Source organism: Chryseobacterium indologenes, assembly GCF_001295265.1.
Classification (GTDB): Bacteria; Bacteroidota; Bacteroidia; order Flavobacteriales; family Weeksellaceae; genus Chryseobacterium; species Chryseobacterium indologenes_A.
This window is the reverse complement of record NZ_LJOD01000005.1, coordinates 204,736-221,162: the sequence shown is the minus strand read 5'-3', so window position 1 is coordinate 221,162 and position 16,427 is coordinate 204,736. Positions and strand designations below refer to the sequence as shown.

The 16,427-nt window shown below is 38.9% G+C and carries 17 protein-coding genes; 13 read left to right on the top strand and 4 right to left on the bottom strand.

The window, feature by feature from the left end; all coding sequences use genetic code 11:
* Positions 1-99 precede the first annotated feature (99 nt).
* The 11 genes from AOB46_RS09990 (at position 100) to AOB46_RS09940 (ending at position 12,110) form a co-directional block, all read left to right on the top strand.
* On the top strand, positions 100-1,833 hold the full coding sequence (locus AOB46_RS09990; RefSeq protein WP_062698853.1) for a thiamine pyrophosphate-dependent enzyme: 1,734 nt from the start codon (positions 100-102) through the stop codon (positions 1,831-1,833).
* 113 nt (positions 1,834-1,946) lie between these two features.
* A complete protein-coding gene (locus AOB46_RS09985) occupies positions 1,947-2,432 on the top strand; it encodes a hypothetical protein (protein WP_062698851.1) in 486 nt (161 codons plus the stop codon).
* Positions 2,433-2,445: 13 nt separating this feature from the next.
* On the top strand, positions 2,446-2,856 hold the full coding sequence (locus AOB46_RS09980) for an energy transducer TonB (protein WP_062698849.1): 411 nt from the start codon (positions 2,446-2,448) through the stop codon (positions 2,854-2,856).
* A gap of 90 nt (positions 2,857-2,946) precedes the next feature.
* Positions 2,947-3,684, top strand: a complete 738-nt coding sequence (locus tag AOB46_RS09975) for an energy transducer TonB (protein ID WP_117590564.1) — start codon at positions 2,947-2,949, stop codon at positions 3,682-3,684.
* 112 nt (positions 3,685-3,796) lie between these two features.
* The gene (miaB, locus tag AOB46_RS09970) at positions 3,797-5,233 is read left to right on the top strand and encodes a tRNA (N6-isopentenyl adenosine(37)-C2)-methylthiotransferase MiaB (RefSeq protein WP_062698968.1); all 1,437 of its coding nucleotides are present in this window, start codon (positions 3,797-3,799) and stop codon (positions 5,231-5,233) included.
* A 220-nt stretch (positions 5,234-5,453) separates the two neighbouring features.
* Entirely contained in the window at positions 5,454-6,257 is an 804-nt protein-coding gene (locus AOB46_RS09965; RefSeq protein ID WP_062698845.1) for a hypothetical protein, read from the top strand.
* A gap of 35 nt (positions 6,258-6,292) precedes the next feature.
* The gene (locus AOB46_RS09960) at positions 6,293-7,579 is read left to right on the top strand and encodes a sigma-54 interaction domain-containing protein (RefSeq protein ID WP_062698843.1); all 1,287 of its coding nucleotides are present in this window, start codon (positions 6,293-6,295) and stop codon (positions 7,577-7,579) included.
* Between the two features lie 17 nt (positions 7,580-7,596).
* Positions 7,597-8,298: a DUF4013 domain-containing protein gene (locus AOB46_RS09955; protein ID WP_062698841.1), complete on the top strand. Its 702-nt coding sequence runs from the start codon at positions 7,597-7,599 to the stop codon at positions 8,296-8,298.
* Entirely contained in the window at positions 8,295-8,819 is a 525-nt protein-coding gene (locus AOB46_RS09950) for an LptE family protein (protein ID WP_062698839.1), read from the top strand. Before AOB46_RS09955 ends, AOB46_RS09950 begins: the two co-directional genes overlap by 4 nt.
* 1 nt (position 8,820) lies before the next feature.
* Positions 8,821-11,001 (top strand): hypothetical protein, encoded by a 2,181-nt coding sequence (locus tag AOB46_RS09945; RefSeq protein ID WP_062698837.1) that lies wholly within the window; start codon positions 8,821-8,823, stop codon positions 10,999-11,001.
* Positions 11,001-12,110, top strand: coding sequence for a tetratricopeptide repeat protein (locus AOB46_RS09940; protein WP_062698835.1), 1,110 nt, complete (start codon positions 11,001-11,003; stop codon positions 12,108-12,110). The genes AOB46_RS09945 and AOB46_RS09940 overlap by 1 nt, the downstream gene beginning before the upstream one ends.
* On the opposite strand, the gene AOB46_RS09935 is transcribed toward AOB46_RS09940, so the two are convergent.
* From AOB46_RS09935 to AOB46_RS09920, 4 genes are all read right to left on the bottom strand, one after another.
* Positions 12,107-12,706 carry a DUF4126 domain-containing protein gene (locus AOB46_RS09935; RefSeq protein ID WP_062698833.1) on the bottom strand — a complete coding sequence of 200 codons (600 nt, stop codon included), beginning with the start codon at positions 12,704-12,706 and terminating at the stop codon, positions 12,107-12,109. The genes AOB46_RS09940 and AOB46_RS09935 overlap by 4 nt on opposite strands.
* Before the next feature lie 154 nt (positions 12,707-12,860).
* Positions 12,861-13,238, bottom strand: coding sequence for a ribonuclease P protein component (gene rnpA, locus AOB46_RS09930; RefSeq protein ID WP_062698831.1), 378 nt, complete (start codon positions 13,236-13,238; stop codon positions 12,861-12,863).
* The gene (locus tag AOB46_RS09925) at positions 13,238-13,963 is read right to left on the bottom strand and encodes a ThiF family adenylyltransferase (protein WP_062698828.1); all 726 of its coding nucleotides are present in this window, start codon (positions 13,961-13,963) and stop codon (positions 13,238-13,240) included. The genes rnpA and AOB46_RS09925 overlap by 1 nt, the downstream gene beginning before the upstream one ends.
* Positions 13,956-14,582 (bottom strand): TatD family hydrolase, encoded by a 627-nt coding sequence (locus tag AOB46_RS09920; protein ID WP_062698826.1) that lies wholly within the window; start codon positions 14,580-14,582, stop codon positions 13,956-13,958. Before AOB46_RS09920 ends, AOB46_RS09925 begins: the two co-directional genes overlap by 8 nt.
* Before the next feature lie 99 nt (positions 14,583-14,681).
* Here AOB46_RS09920 and AOB46_RS09915 point away from each other — a divergent pair, with 99 nt between their 5' ends.
* Together AOB46_RS09915 and AOB46_RS09910 are read left to right on the top strand one after the other, a co-directional pair.
* On the top strand, positions 14,682-15,311 hold the full coding sequence (locus AOB46_RS09915; protein ID WP_062698824.1) for a TetR/AcrR family transcriptional regulator: 630 nt from the start codon (positions 14,682-14,684) through the stop codon (positions 15,309-15,311).
* 103 nt (positions 15,312-15,414) lie between these two features.
* Positions 15,415-16,410 carry an outer membrane protein assembly factor BamD gene (locus AOB46_RS09910; RefSeq protein ID WP_062698823.1) on the top strand — a complete coding sequence of 332 codons (996 nt, stop codon included), beginning with the start codon at positions 15,415-15,417 and terminating at the stop codon, positions 16,408-16,410.
* The last annotated feature ends 17 nt before the right edge of the window (positions 16,411-16,427 follow it).

Genomic DNA, 16,427 nt, shown 5'->3' with positions numbered 1-16,427 from the left:
TTCTCTTAATGTTCATATCAAATGGCGGGCAGTTTAGAATTTATTGCCTAATTTTGATAGAGATAGCAGAACGAAAACAACCACCAAAAATATTGAATTATGGCTAAAAATGTAGCCGAGCAGATTGTAGAAATGCTCGAAAATGCCAATGTGAAAAGAATTTACGCCGTTACTGGAGACAGTCTCAACCATCTTAACATAGCCGTCAAAAAAAGCAGTATCCAATGGATTCACGTAAGACATGAAGAAGTAGGAGCTTATGCCGCTGCTGCAGAAGCAGAACTGGATGGTTTTGCCGTGTGTGCAGGAAGCTGCGGCCCGGGGCATGTCCACCTGATTAACGGGGCTTATGATGCACACCGTTCCCATGTTCCCATGTTGGTGATTGCATCAACAATCCCGAGTGATGAAATGGGAATGGACTATTTCCAGGAAACCAATACCATAAAATTGTTTGATGACTGTAGTCATTATAATCAGATGATTACAAGACCGGAGCAGGTACAGAGAATCATGCAGACGGCCATTCAGCACGCCATTTCGAAAAAAGGAGTAGCGGTAATCGGTCTTCCTGGAGATGTTTCCGAACTGGATGCAGAAGAAGGAGCTACATCAGCCCAGGTATTCAGAACCCATCCGGTTATCCGGCCTTCGGATGATGAACTGAAACAGCTTGCAGATCTTATCAACCAGAGTAAAAAAGTAACATTATATGGTGGTGTTGGAGCAGGAAAAGCTAATGTAGAAGTTATTGAACTCTCAAAACTGCTGAAAGCACCTGTAGGATATTCTTTCCGTGGAAAAATGGATATTCAGCCGAATAATCCTAATGAAGTGGGATTAACGGGATTGCTGGGATTTCCTTCAGCCTATCATGCGATGCATGAGGCAGATCTGGTGATTCTTCTTGGAACAGACTTTCCTTATCAGAAGTTCATGCCCGTTAAAAATAAGATTGTCCAGATTGACGAAAGTCCCGAAAGACTGGGCCGCCGGGCGAAGTTGGAATTGGGACTGGCCGGAGATGTAAAAGAAACCATTAAGGCCCTGCTACCGCTCCTTCAGGAAAAAACAAATACGGATTTCCTTAATGAGCAGCTTGCATTTTATGAAAAAGTAAAAGAAAATCAGCTTTCTTATGTCAGAGATTTTGGTAAAGAAAATGCCATACAGCCGGAATACGTAGCCCATACCTTAGACCGGTTGGCAGACAGAAATGCTATTTTTACAGTAGATACAGGGATGTGCTGTGTCTGGGGCGCAAGATTCATTACCGGAACCGGAGAACGGAAAATGCTGGGCTCCTTTAATCACGGATCAATGGCCAATGCAATGCCAATGGCTATAGGCGCATCATTAGCTCATCCGGACCGGCAGGTCATTGCGATGTGCGGTGATGGCGGGCTTTCTATGCTTTTAGGAGATATGGCAACTATTTTTCAGTATAAACTCCCTGTAAAGCTCATTGTTTTCAATAACAGAACCCTCGGAATGGTAAAGCTGGAAATGGAAGTGGGCGGAATGCCTGATAACGAAACAGATATGATTAATCCGGATTTCGCAATGGTTGCCCAGGCGATGGGATATCCGGGAAAGAATGTTCACAGACCTGAAGATGTAGAAGGAGCAATCCGTGAATGTCTGGATTATGAAGGACCTTATCTGCTTAATATATTCACCAATCCCAATGCACTGGCACTTCCTCCGAAGGTTGAGCTGGATCAGGTGCTGGGAATGACAAAATCAATGGCACAGCTCATGCTGGGTGGGAAAATGGAAGAAGTCCTGGATACGGTAAAATCAAATTATAAGCATATTAAAGGATTACTGTAGCACATGGAAACAATAAAACCGAAAACTTCACGCATTTGTGTGAAGTTTTTCTTTTTTTAAAAAGGCACTAAATATTTACCTTTGTTAAAGTAATTTTAATAATTTATCATATTATGAAAGCTTTAATGGTATTTATAGCGCTTCTTGCCGCCAATCTGACCTGGGCACAGCAGGATGTTGAAGAACGGGACGATAATTTTATTACCGAGAATAATAAAAATCTGTTAAAAATAGACATCAAAGAACCGCTTTTACAGGTGGCTGTCAAAAACTGTACTGATTTCAAGCCCGCAGCATTTGACGGCGGCGTTGTGGTTTACAAAGATACCCTTAGGAAATACATGTATGATTATCTGAATTCGGATTTCTATGTTCTGAACGGTGATTTTACTTTTACCCTGACTGTAGATCAGACGGGAAAAGTAACGCAGATTGAAGGTGCTCCCAAAGTAGCCAACAGTACCTATTTTTTTGATGATATGAAATATGTGGTAAGAAGAATTAAAAAGAATTGGATTCCGGCTTCTTGCAACGGGCAGCCCGTTACTTCACAGATTAAGCTTAAAATGAGTTTCTCCTCTATCGGAACAGATTTATAATAGCCATTTACTGATGAAAAAACACCTTTTATTATTACCTTTATTATTCATTGGAATTAAAGGTTTCTCTCAAAATACAATACCAACCGAAACTACAGCCTACACACAAAGAGCCGAATTTCCAGGAGGCGATGAAGCCTTCAGAAAGCAGTTTATGAATATGCTTCACGCTTATGTGGATGCTCAAAGCTATGCTATCGACGGAACCGTAACTTTTGTGATTAATATTGATAAAACCGGTAAAATGGACCGTCTGGATGTTCTTCCAAAGATCAAGAATGGTGAAATGTTTATTGATGATGTGAAATACGCCTTAAAAAAGGTAAAAGGAAAATGGAAACCCGCGATGAAAGACGGAGTATCCGTAGAATCAAAATATATTTTTAAGGTTAATTTTGCGACAGAAACCTATGATGCGGGATAGGATATTTCATATTATCCCTGACATTTCACCCATTAGGATAATTAAAAAAACAAATAGAAACACAAAATCAGGTTTAAAAATTAATTTTTGATGAAAAAATACTTTATAATGCTGTTTTTTATATCAGCAATGTGTCAGACTTTTTATGCTCAAATGAATGTTTTGGAAAACTATCCTAAAGGACAGGATTTTTATGAGGGTGGTTTAGTCGGGTTTTATAAAGATGCACATGAATATCTGGTTAATAATAAGAGAAATGAGTGTGATGGAAAAGAAATTTATCAGCCAAGGATTATTGTAACCGCCTTGGGAAGTGTTAAATTGGTAAAAGATAGTGATACACTGAATATTGCAAAAAATAAATGTGCTTATGATCTTTCCATAGAAATTCTGAAAAACCTTAAAGGATGGAAACCTGCTGAAGTCAAGGGAAATACCCTTGGAGCTGTTACAGAATTCATCTTTTATCCTAAAGACCTGATGAGCAATTATAAAGCTGGATATAATGCAGATGATTTTGTTTTGTCTTCCCGGTACCCTGGTGGCCTAAAGAAGTTTAATAAAGACTTTCATGATAATTTTCAGGCGCTCTTTATGGATTATCATATTAATGGAGAGGTTAATTTGGAGTTTTATGTAAATGAAGAAGGGCATATTGTTAATCCGAGAATCTATCCTTCAATAGACAATAAAAATTTTAATATAGATTTTATGAGAACGCTTTCAAGATTGAAAAAAGTTTGGAAGCCGGCTTTATATTCTAACATTCCGATCAAACAAAAGATTGCTTTTCCTGTTAAATTTTCAATTATATTCAATGAAAGATAGCCCTGCCATTCTGTCACAATATTTTGTATCTTTGCAGACTAATCTGTTTTGGATTTAAAATTGAATGTGAAATGACATTGATTTTGAGTCCCGAACCTTTAATTTGATTACCGTGCAGGAAAAATATATAGACGAAACAAAGCAGGGAGAAGCTTTTGCCATTGCTGAAAGACCGGAAAATTCTAAAAAACTCTTTTTAGAAAGCTATGGCTGTCAGATGAACTTCTCTGATTCTGAAATCGTTGCCTCTATTCTAAACGAGCAGGGGTATAATACCACTCTGAAAGTGGAAGAAGCAGACCTTATCCTTCTGAATACATGCTCTATCCGAGAAAAAGCGGAGCAGACTGTAAGAATGCGTCTTTCCCAGTTCAAAAACCTGAAGAAAGAAAAACCCAATATGACCGTTGGTGTTTTAGGGTGCATGGCTGAAAGGCTGAAAACTAAATTTCTGGAAGAAGAACAATTGGTTGATCTTGTCGTGGGGCCTGACGCCTACAGGGATCTTCCTAATCTTTTACAGGAAACAGAAGACGGGAGAGATGCCATCAATGTAATCCTTTCCAAAGAAGAAACCTATGCAGACATCAACCCGGTGCGTTTAGGCGGAAATGGAGTGACTGCATTTGTAACCATAACCAGAGGCTGTGATAATATGTGTACCTTCTGTGTGGTTCCGTTTACCAGAGGAAGAGAAAGAAGCCGTGATCCGCACTCCATCATCGAAGAATGTAAAAATCTTGCAGAAAACGGATATAAAGAAATTACCCTTTTAGGACAGAACGTAGATTCTTATCTGTGGTATGGAGGTGGTCCTAAAAAAGATTTTGCCAAAGCTTCGGAAATGCAGAAAGCAACAGCCGTAAACTTTGCGCAGCTGCTTGATTTAGTGGCTAAAGCAGTTCCTGAAATGAGAATACGATTCTCTACCTCCAATCCTCAGGATATGAGTCTGGATGTGTTCAGAATGATTGCAAAGCATGAAAATATATGCAGATATGTTCACCTTCCGGTACAGAGCGGAAGCAATAACATGCTTCAGGCCATGAACAGACAGCATACCCGTGAAGAATATCTGGATCTGATTAAACAGGCAAAAGAAATTGTGCCGGATATTGCTTTTTCCCAGGATATGATTGTCGGGTTCTGTAATGAGACCGAAGAAGATCACCAGGATACCCTGAGCCTGATGAGAGAAGTAGAATATGACTACGGTTATATGTTTGCCTATTCAGAAAGACCGGGAACCCCTGCCCACAAAAAAATGGAAGATAATATTCCTGCTGATGTGAAGCAGAGACGTCTGGCTGAGGTAATTGCGCTTCAGGGTGAACTTTCCAGAAAACGTATGAAATCTTACGTTGGAAGAACACACCAGATCCTCATCGAAGGAATTTCCAAAAAGAACAAAGATCAGTGGAAGGGAAGAAACTCCCAGAATGCAGTTTGTGTATTTGATAAACAGGAAGGGCAGAAAATTGGTGACATTGTGGATGTTTTTGTTTATGACAATACTCAAGGCACACTTTTAGGGAGAATAGGAGAATAATTTAAAAAAAGGCAACGGCTATTACGGTCATATTTTTAGTAAATTGTGAAAGGAAAACAGGACTGTTCAGAGCACAGCATATGAATCAGGATCTGAAAAACCTGGATTTGACCCCGTAACCGGAAAAGGAACTGCTACAGTTCACCGGAAGAATCGCTGCCTAAAGAAATAGAAGGTTTTAAAGTAGATTACTACCAGTATTTAACCTATAAAATTGAAAATGGAAAAGTTTCAGAGGTATTACCTTAGCTTTTTGTTACTTATCGTTTACACCAATACTATTGCACAGGTAAGCTGTAATGCAGTAGAGGGTGAGGACTGCAAAAAAGCTTGTGAGTTATACAGCTGGGATTCCGACATACAAGTCTCCCGTGCATCTCTGGAAGGAGTTGATAAAGCCGTTGAGCTGTATCCGGATTTTTCTCATACCTACAAGGAAAAATCTGTCCCTTATCTTAAAAACGGAGATTTTGTCACCTGGAGAATACTCATTAATCAAGCCGTTGCTTTAGATCCCAAAAGAAACCTAGGCTATAGAGGCTGGTACAGAATTGAGTTTCTGACAGATTATAATGAAGCTATTCAGGATCCTGAAGAGCTGAAGAAATACGATTACGACGATCTCGGACGCTCTAAAAACAGCAACTACAATTTAAACATTGTAAGGGCGTTGTCTTACAGGGAATCAGATCAGAAGGAGAAAGATAAAACTTTCGGTAACATTGGAAATCTTTCGCCTTCCAAAAATTATTTCAAAGGCTTGTATGGCCATTACCAGCTTGGCGTAACCTATTTTGAGCTGGGCAGGTATGACCAGGCCTTAACCAATTTCGAAAAACAGAGCAAAGCATACGAATTTGCCGAGAATATATATTTCAAAAGTAAAGTTTCTAAAATCAGAAACAAAGATTATCTGGATTTAAAGGTGTTAGCATTGAACACATATGATGAAGGGAAAATCATCAAAGACGCCTATACCCATCATTTTAACAAAGTTTACAGAACGCAGACGGAAGTCCTGTAAACCCCGTATTAAATCAAATAATCAAACATTTACTTATGAGCAACGAGTTACAAAACATAAAAAACCGCTTCGGGATTATAGGAAACTATCCCGCTTTGAACAGGGCTTTGGAAAAAGCAATCCAGGTAGCCCCTACAGATATTTCCGTACTGGTGATCGGAGAAAGCGGCGTAGGAAAGGAATTTATTCCTAAAATCATTCATTCAGAATCAAAAAGAAAGCACCAGCCATACATTGTGGTGAACTGTGGAGCAATTCCCGAGGGAACCATAGATTCCGAATTATTCGGACACGAAAAAGGAGCGTTTACCGGAGCAACGGCTACCAGAAAAGGATATTTTGAAGTAGCAGACGGCGGTACCATTTTCCTTGATGAGGTAGGAGAACTCCCTTTGCAGACGCAGGTGCGCCTTTTAAGAGTTCTGGAAAGTGGCGAATTCATGAAAGTGGGTTCCTCACAGGTACAGAAAACCAATGTGAGAATCGTGGCAGCTACCAATGTGAATATGATGAAAGCTATTCACGATGGACGATTCCGTGAAGATTTGTACTACCGTTTAAATACCGTACAGATTGATATGCCTCCTCTAAGAGAAAGAAAAGGAGATATTCACCTGCTGTTCAGAAAATTTGCCATCGATTTTGCAGAAAAATACAGAATGCCGGAGTTGGAATTAGATCCTGCCGCAGTTCATTATATTGATAACTATTCCTTTCCCGGAAATGTCCGCCAGTTAAGAAATCTGGTAGAACAGATGACTGTAGTGGAAAGAAACAGAAATATCACGGTAGAAAAACTGGCCGAATATATTCCGATGGAAAGCCACCTTCCGATGGTAGTAAATAACCAGACCGCCCAAAAGCAGAACGATTTCGGAAACGAAAGGGAAATCATGTATAAAATTCTCTTTGATATGATAAATGATATTAATGATTTAAAATCCTTAACTTCGGAGCTCATCAAGAACAGAGGTGCAGGTGACCTGAGCAATCAGGAGAAAAACCTGATCAACAGAATTTATGCCGCAGAAACCCAGCAGAATCCGGTAAACCAGAGTTCACTGCTGTACTTTGAAGATAAAAATCCTGTGGTACAGACACCGTCTATTATTTCAGCTCCCGAAGATAGCTATGAAGACATAGAGGATATTGAAGTAGAAGAAAACAGACCGGAATCTCTGTCCCTTCAGAATAATGAAAAAGATTTGATTATCAAGGCACTGGAGAAGCATAAGGGACGCAGGAACAGAGCTGCAGATGAGCTGGGGATCTCACAGAGAACATTATACAGAAAAATAAAACAATATAACCTGGAAGACTAAAACTAAAAAACAAGTAAATGAAGAATTTCGATGTAACGGCCACCAATGGATATGACATGAATATAGGAAAGTTCATATCGGAAGGTGTAGATCTTTTTAAAAAAGATATTGGCGGATTTATAGTAGCAACCTTACTCCTTTTTGTGATGAGCCTTATTCCCTTTTTAGGAGTGATGGCGTTAGGAAACTTTTATAAAATATGCAGAAAAGTAGATGAAGGACAGAAAGTTCAGGCTGGGGATATTTTTGATTTTACAGATTTTGTGACCTATCTGAAACTGTTCCTGCTTCTTTTTGTTGTATGCTTTATCATCATGATCCCGATTCAGCTATCACTGCTTCCTATTCTGTTTGCAGCTTCTGCATCAGATGGGCAGCTATCTGATACCGGTGCGGCTTTATTTGCAGGAGGAATGGGAATCTGGTTTCTGCTCGTTATTGTTCTGCTTTTTGTAGTTGCAATATCGATGTATTTTGTCCAGCCTTTAATTTCGTTATATAGAATTTCCAGTGTAAGAGAAGCCTTTTCAATTTCCTGGAAACTGGCCAGAAGAAACTTCTTTATGATTTTCCTGTTCACTATTGTGGTTGGAATTATTTCTCAGTTAGGAGCTATTGTATGCGGAATCGGTCTTTTATTTACAATACCTCTTGGGATCTGTATAAAATATGCTTCCTTTAAAAATATATTGGGGAGCCCAAATCAAAAAACAGTATGAGTAAATTAAAAATAATATTCGGATTTGTGATTCTTTCACTGTTTCAGCAGTGTTATTCATTTACAGGCGGATCTTCACTGACGGACGAAAAAACGATTCAGATCAATGAATTTCCAAACAATGCATCACTGGTAAATCCAACCCTTTCCCAGCAGTTTTCTACAGACATCCAGAACCGGTTTCTGCAGAGAACTACATTGAAAGGAACCAAATCAAATCCGGATATCCTGGTAGAAGGTGAAATTTCAGATTATGGCTTCTCACCTACCACCATCAGCTCAAATACACAGCAGAATCCTTCGGGAGGTATTGTTCAGCAGGCACAGAGTAAGCTGACAATTACCGTAAAAGTACATTATGAAAATAAACTTCATTCGGAGCTGAGCTTTGACAGAGCCTATACAGATGAAGCCGTTTTTAACAGTAACCTGAGCCAGAGTGAAATTGAGGCCTCTCAGGTAAAAGTGGTTACAGACAGAATTATTAACAAGATATTTAACGATATTGTAGCGAATTGGTAAAATGAATCCCAGAGTTTTAGAATTATTAAAGAATCCGAAAAATATTCAGTCAGAAGACCTTAATCTTTTGAAAGAAGAAATTCATGCCTTTCCATATGTTCAAAACATCAGGGCACTACATTTATATGGAGTTCACCTTTATGATCAGGAAAACTATCAGAAAGAACTCTCCACAACTGCTGCATATACCACAGATAAAAAGATCCTTTATCAGCTGATCAACGGTAAGATCCGGCCGGATGCTAAACCTGCTGAGACTGTTGAAGAGAAGCAGCCTTCACAATCTGCAGCAAAACCGGCACGTTTTGGTTATAAAGACAAAGCTTTTCCTATTAAGAGAGAAGAGCCTGTTGAAAAAACAGAAGAAAAGCAGGACGAAACAGCTGCCTGTATGCTGAACATTCCTCAGGAAGTTACCCATATCTACGTGAATGGTGAAAGAAACAGAATCCTGTTTGAAGGAGAAGAAAACTTCCTGAATGAAGAGCAGGCTGAAACCATAGATCTTGAATCCACTCTGGAGTCCGGAACACTGGTTACCCAGAAAACGGAATTGGTTTCAAAACCGATCAGTCTTATTCAGGAAACCATTCAGGAAGAACAAGAAAATACAGCTAAAATTCCGGAAGCAGATACTGAATTCACTCCTGAAGAAATTGTGAATGAAGACCAGCTTGCAGATACAACAGAAAAAGAAGAGGTTGCTCAGGAAGATCATCTGAGTTTTCATGAAGTAGAGCCTTTGGAAGAAATTGTTAATGAGGAAGTTGTTGAAGAATTAAAAGAGAATGCTTCCGAAACGCAGAAAGAACAAACGGAAGAAGAGGACATGGGGGCAGTATTTACACCTGAAGTGATCATCAGCGAAGAACAACCTTCAGAAGAGGTAACAGAAGAAATCAATGAGATGAATGATACCAGTTTCCATGAAGCAGAACCTTTATCTCCGGAAACTGATCAGAAAGAAGTTCATATTGCAGAAGAAATTCAGCCCGAAACAGAACAGGCTGATGAAGCCGAAATAAGTTTCCATGGAACAGAGGCTTTCATGTCTGATGTGAAGATTCAGACAGCCAATACAGAAGAAATGCTAACTGCAGAAGCTGTTGTTAAGCCTTCAATCAATAAGCATGAGGAAGAAATGAGACGTCTGATTGAAGAGGTCGAGAAGAAAATGAAGGAAACCAAACCTGCAGCAGAAAATGTAGCGGAAGAAACTGAATCAGAAGCAGGAGATCATGAGATTAGTTTTGCTGAAACCCAGAATTTTCATTTCTGGTCAACAGGAAGTGATGAGCCTAAATTCAAAGAAGAACGCAAAGCAGAAGCTGCTGTAGAAAATATTGCTGAGCACCAGGAACCTGAACAACCGATAGGGACTCATGAGGAAGAGGCAGCAGAGCCAGAGCCAAAAACATTGCCTGAAATCAATACGGAATGGAAGCCAATGAGTGTAGATACTCATGTTCCTGATTCCCTGATCTCTAAAGAAACCGTTTCTCCGGAAGTTAAAGCTGAGGATATAGAGCCTGAGGCTGTTCAGACTGCCAAAGAAGAGCAGGAAGATGCTAAAGAAGAAATCGCTGTGGCTGAAAATGCTATAAAGGCGGAGGTGAATCAGGATGATAAGAAAGAGGCTTTGGAAAAGGCTGATAACGAAGAAGAAAACCATGAAATAATTTCTCCGGAAGAAGCTCCGGTAATGAGTGTTTCGTTTTTCGGCTCAGGGATTTCCAGTTGGTCCGGAGGTGAAAATAAAAATGAAGCGGAGAAAAAAGAAGAAGAGCCTGCAAAAAATACAGAACCGGAACAGCCTGCTCAGGTCGTTCATGACAGCAATGTTCCCGGCTTTATCAATACGTGGCAGAGCTGGCTGAAAATTGACAGAACTGAAGAGATTGAAAAGGAAAAAACGGTGATCAAAGAAAAAGCCATCGAAACATTCATCGAAAACAATCCGAGAATCAGCCAGTTAAAAGAAGAAAGCACATATGTTGTTAAAGAAAGAAATGATGATATTTCGCACCTGATGACTGAAACACTGGCTAATCTCTATGTAGAACAGAAGCTGTACAGCAAAGCCATTAAAGCATTTGGGATTTTAAAGAAAAAGCATCCTGAGAAAGCAGAATATTTTGATGCTAGAATTAAGGATGTGAATGATATTAAAAGCGGGAAATAATGATCATACGTCTGGTATGTGTTTTCCTGCTGAGTTTTTTCTCCTCATCAGCCCAGGTCAGGCTTGACGAAGAATTCCCTGTCAGCACACTAAAATATACCACAGTACTTCCTGTAAAGCATTTAAGCGAGGAAGCAGCGATTACCAGGTTAAATGAAATGCCGCAGGCAAAAGTGTTGATAAATAATGGGTGGCTATCTACCGGGTCGTCTTTTAAATCCTTTAAGGAAATAAAAGGGTCTGCATTTTTTGATAAGATTAACAAAACAAAAGATAAATACCGTAACTTTTCCATTTCCGTTGTGGCTGTCTATAATAAAGGAAGTTTTGATGTTGAAATAACAGCTCAGTCTTTTGATAAGTTTCTGTCTGGTGGAAAGCCACAGTCTAAAACTGATGCAGAATATCTCACGTATTATCAGGAAATGACAAAAGAATTTATTCCGTTGATTACAGAATATCTCACCGGGAAAAAGACCACTCAGGAAAACCATGATGAAATGCTGAACCGGGCTGCCGGCCTAACTTCAGAGGGAAAGACTTTGGAAGCATTAAAGATTTATAACAATGTACTGGCTTCAGATCCGGATCATTCACTCGCTCTTTTCAATAAGGCTCAGATTTTATTTTCATTGAAAAAATATACCGAAGCACTGGATATCATCCATACAGCAGAGAAAAACAAGGATTTATCCGATTTTGATAAGATAGCATATAAAAATCTGAAAATTCAGATATTCATCATTACAAGCCAGAACGAAAAAGCTTTGTCGGAAATCAATAAAATAGGGAGAGACTTCGGAAATACAGTTCAGGAAAAAATCTTTGAAACCGCCAAAGATGATAACGGAGAAGAATTTTTAGTTCCTTCAGAAAAAACGGTATTATTTTTAAGATCTGCAGCATACCTTCTTATGCTCAATAGAAAAAAAGAAGCTCTTAATGTTCTGAAAAAGTATGAAGAACTGATTCCTGACCATAACAGGAGGCTTTTAAGCAAGTTGTTTACCTACTATTGCCAGCTGAAATTATCTGAAGAAGCAGAAAAAATCCGGCTGTTAATTACCGAAGATGATCCTTCATCAGATCTGAGATGTACCGGAAGCTAAGGCTCTGTACTTGTTTTCTTCAGCTTCCGCCATGCTTTCCGGCCATAAATAACAACCAGAATAATAAGGATTACCGCACAGATTGCAGCAACAAAAGGAGCGGCCATTGCCAATATAGACATAATCCCTGCGCCTGCTGTTTCAGTAGTTCCCACAACAGAATTTCCCAGCCCGCCCGTTGTTGCCGTAGAAGCTGCCCGGATTCCGGCAAAACCCGAACTGATGGTTGCTGCTGTTCCTCCACCTGCAATTAATGCAAGCGCCCACTGCGGAAATGTTCCCAGATCTGCAAACTGGCTGGCAAATAATATAGATCCTGCCACCGTAGCCATAGGAACAGATATCGTATCCAGAAGATGATCCACAAACGGAATATAATACGCTAAAATCTCTGCAACGGTAGCAATACCGGTTGTAATCAGAGCAGGAAGTCCGGAAAGCCATTCGAAATTTTCATTCATTGGAATCCAGTGAAGGTAGGACGCGAGACTAACTGCAAACATCGGGAGAAATACTCTGAAACCGGTTGCTGCTGCAAGACCAATACCGATAAAAGCACTGAGAATGTAAGGAAAATAAGGAATATTGTCTAACATATTAATTTGTTTTCCCTAAGTTACAAAAACCGGAGCATAAATTGTGATAATCTGTTGTATGGTAAAGAAATAATCAATGAAATGGCTGGCTAATGATTACACAGAAAGGCTTTGTTTCTCCAAAACTTTTATACCCGAAGGATTTAACGGTCAATTAAGAAGACTTCTTCTGCATCTGGCACAGTTTGATAAAGCCGGCCTGAACATCCTGGAATTTTGGAGGCATCTCATTGGAAGCCCAAAAAAGCATAGCAATTGTTTTTTCACCGAAAGAACTTTTAAATAAATCCTTATTCAGGCGATAGCACTCCCTTAAGAGACGTTTTATGCGGTTTCTGTGTACAGCTTTTTTAAAATACCTTTTAGAGACAGAAACACCCACTCGCGTATGTTCTACAGGCTGTCCGGGCTTATCTTTCAGGATAATGATTCTGAGAGGGCCACAGCTTTTCCATTTACCTTTGTCAAAAAGTAAAGAGATCTCAGTATTTTTTTTGAGTTTTTCTGCTTTGGGATAGTTAAATTGCTGCATTAATCTTGTTTCACTAAATAGTTGATCACTTCGGCGGCGGCATATAAACCGAAAATAGCAGGAATAAAACTGATGGTACCGTAAAATGATCTCTTAAAGTTGCTTCCATCTGTCATTTTCAGGCTTTCCTCCTGCTGAAGTTCATTAGAGAAGACACATCTGAACCCTTTATTGATTTTTTCTTTTTTCAGTCTCTTTCTTACCTGCTTGGCTAGATAACAGTTTTGTGTTTTGCTGATATCCCTTACCATGACCTTACTTGGATCAGTTTTTCCACCTGCTCCCATAGAGCTGATGATCTTGATCTTTCTTTTTCTGGCTGCTTTAATCAGGCACAATTTCGGCGTTACACTGTCGATGCAGTCAAGAACATAATCAAATTTGCCCGAATCAAGCACTTCATCCATTCTTTCAGGATTAAGAAATTCGTTGATCTTGATCAGATTAAGCTTAGGATTGATGTCCAGCAGCCTTTCAGCCACCACATCTACTTTATGCATTCCTACAGTAGAATGAAGAGCAGGAAGCTGTCTGTTGATATTGGTAATATCTACGGTATCTCCGTCTACGGCTGTCATATTCCCGATACCGGCTCTCACCAGAAATTCTGCAGCAAAAGATCCTACGCCTCCCAGCCCTACAACCAGAACATTGGCTTTATTGAGTTTTTCCAATCCAGCTTCCTTAATCAGAAGTTCCGTTCTTTCCAGCCAGTATTTATCCATTTTTTATTGTGTATAAATTTTCTAAAATTTGTTCATTCAGCGTTTCCGGTGAAACTCCTTTTATTTCAGAGACTTTCTGATAGAGATCTTCAATAGCAAAATCATCATTGTCAGTCTCTAAAAAGAGCTTGTCCAGTGGAACAGCCTTTAAAATATCCTGCAAAGATAATTGATACAAAACAGCTTTTCCAAAACTCAGATAAAAATTCCTGGCCAACAGATCTTCTGCAATGGGTCTCTTTTTATTAAAACCATGAATAATCATCGCCTGTTCCGCCTTCTTTTTAAAAGAAATCACCTCGTAAAATTTTCTTACACAATGAATAATAAGGGGTTTTCTGATCTCATTGGATAAATAAATCTGTCTTAAAAATACTTTTTCCTGGATTTTTTGTGGAACCGGTACCATAGAGTCCAGTCCGCATTCCCCTATGGCAAAACAGTTTTCAGAAATAGAGGATTCCAGCCACCTGAACTGATTTTCCATAGAACCTGCATCAATATCCTTAGGGTGGATCCCTGCTGAATAAAGATTATTCTTAGGAGGCGTGCCCGGATCCAGATTGTAGATCCCGTACGTAACACTTTCCTTATGGTGGTGAAAATCAAAAAACTTCATCCACAAAAATACAATTATCCAGAAAATTAATTTAAAATTATTAAACGAACGTTTATAAATCTGTTAAAAATTTCTTAACTTTACTCAAAGAGCATCTCAATGAGAAAAAAATTTACAGAAAAACAGATTCACATACTGGACATTGCCGAGGAACTGATCGCAAAAAAAGGATACGAAGGAACTTCTGTAAGAGACATCTGTTCCAAGGCAAACATCAATGTAGCGATGATTTCCTATTACTTTGGTTCCAAAGAAAAAATGATGTCTTATCTCTATCAGTACAGAGTGCTGAAGACCAGAGAAAATTTTTCGGAATTTGCAGATACTATCAAAGAAGGAAAACCGGAGATGCAAATGCGTGAAATGATCAAATATATTGTTTCCCAACTGTTCAAATACAACTATTTCCATGGCTTTGTAACCCAGGAACTAAGACATACCGATAATTTAAAAGACGAATTACTGGATTTCTATCAGCTTTTTGTGAAAAAACTGGATGAGGTTATCAAAAAAGGAGTAGCTTCAGGAGTATTTACCTTTACCCCAAAACCCGAAGATATCCTTACCATGATCATCGGCTCCACATTATTTGTTATCCGGAACAAAAATTTCTATGAACTTTATGTGCCCAGCAAAAATGAAGATGCCTATGCCAAAGAAGCAGAGAAAAAAGTAAGAATGAATCTTTTACTCAGTGTTTTTGCCATTTTAGGATACGCAGCAGACTAAAATTACGTTAAATATTCATAAAAAAAAATCTATTGGCAAAAAAGTTATATTTTTGCAAATTAGTAAATCGGCTGTATAATCCGAAAACTGTTGAATTTTTTATATGAAAAAATATATTTTAGGCTTTTTTGCCGTAGCAGTGATTTCATCATGTGTAAGCCAGCAGGAAAGAGCCATGAGAAGTGCTGATAAGAATTTTATCTTAAAAGCAGCCAATGAAAACTTCGCCAAAAAGAAGTGGAAGAATGCATTAGCCCTTTACGACAGACTGACTAACCTTGTTGCAGGAACGGATGATTTTCCTAACGTAGGTTTCAATACTGCTTATGCCAACTATTATGATAAAAACTATAAGCTGGCCGGACATCAGTTTAAGAACTTTGCCGTAAACTTTTCTAAAGATCCAAGAGCAGAAGAAGCTTCTTATATGTCTGCTTTATGCTATTATGAAGGATCAATGGATTATAACCTGGATCAGTCTACTACCGAAACGGCCATCAATGAATTACAGGAATTCCTGAACAATTACCCTAATTCGGAAAGATCTAAAAATATCGGGCAGCTTATTGATGAATTGTCCTATAAATTAGAATTCAAAGCCTATGAAAATGCAAGACAGTATTTTAAAATGGGTGACTATAAAGCCGCAAATGTAGCCTTAGATAATGTTCTGGAAGATTTCCCAAGTACAAAACTTCGTCCGAAGATTTATGATTATATCATGAAGTCCCGTTACGAACTGGCTACAAAATCTATTTATGATCTTAAGGACGAACGTATTGAAAGTGCCCTTTCTTACACTAAAATGGTAGAAAAGGAACTTCCCAATACAGAATATTCTAAAACAGCAGTAGACCTGAGAGGAAAACTGGAAAAAGAAAAACAGAATTTTGCTGTTGTGAAAAAACAGACTGAAGCGAGAATTGCAGCAATGACGGAAAAGCAGAAAAGAGAAGCTGAGAAGCTGGCTGCAAAGAATAAAACCGATCAGCAGATCAAAGATCAGATCAGTAATGAAAAGAAAGCAATGCAGATCCAGAGGGATAGTGCGGCACTTCAAACCCCTCCGCCGGCAGCGACTTTCAAAATTCAAAGATAATTCGTAAATTTGCCATC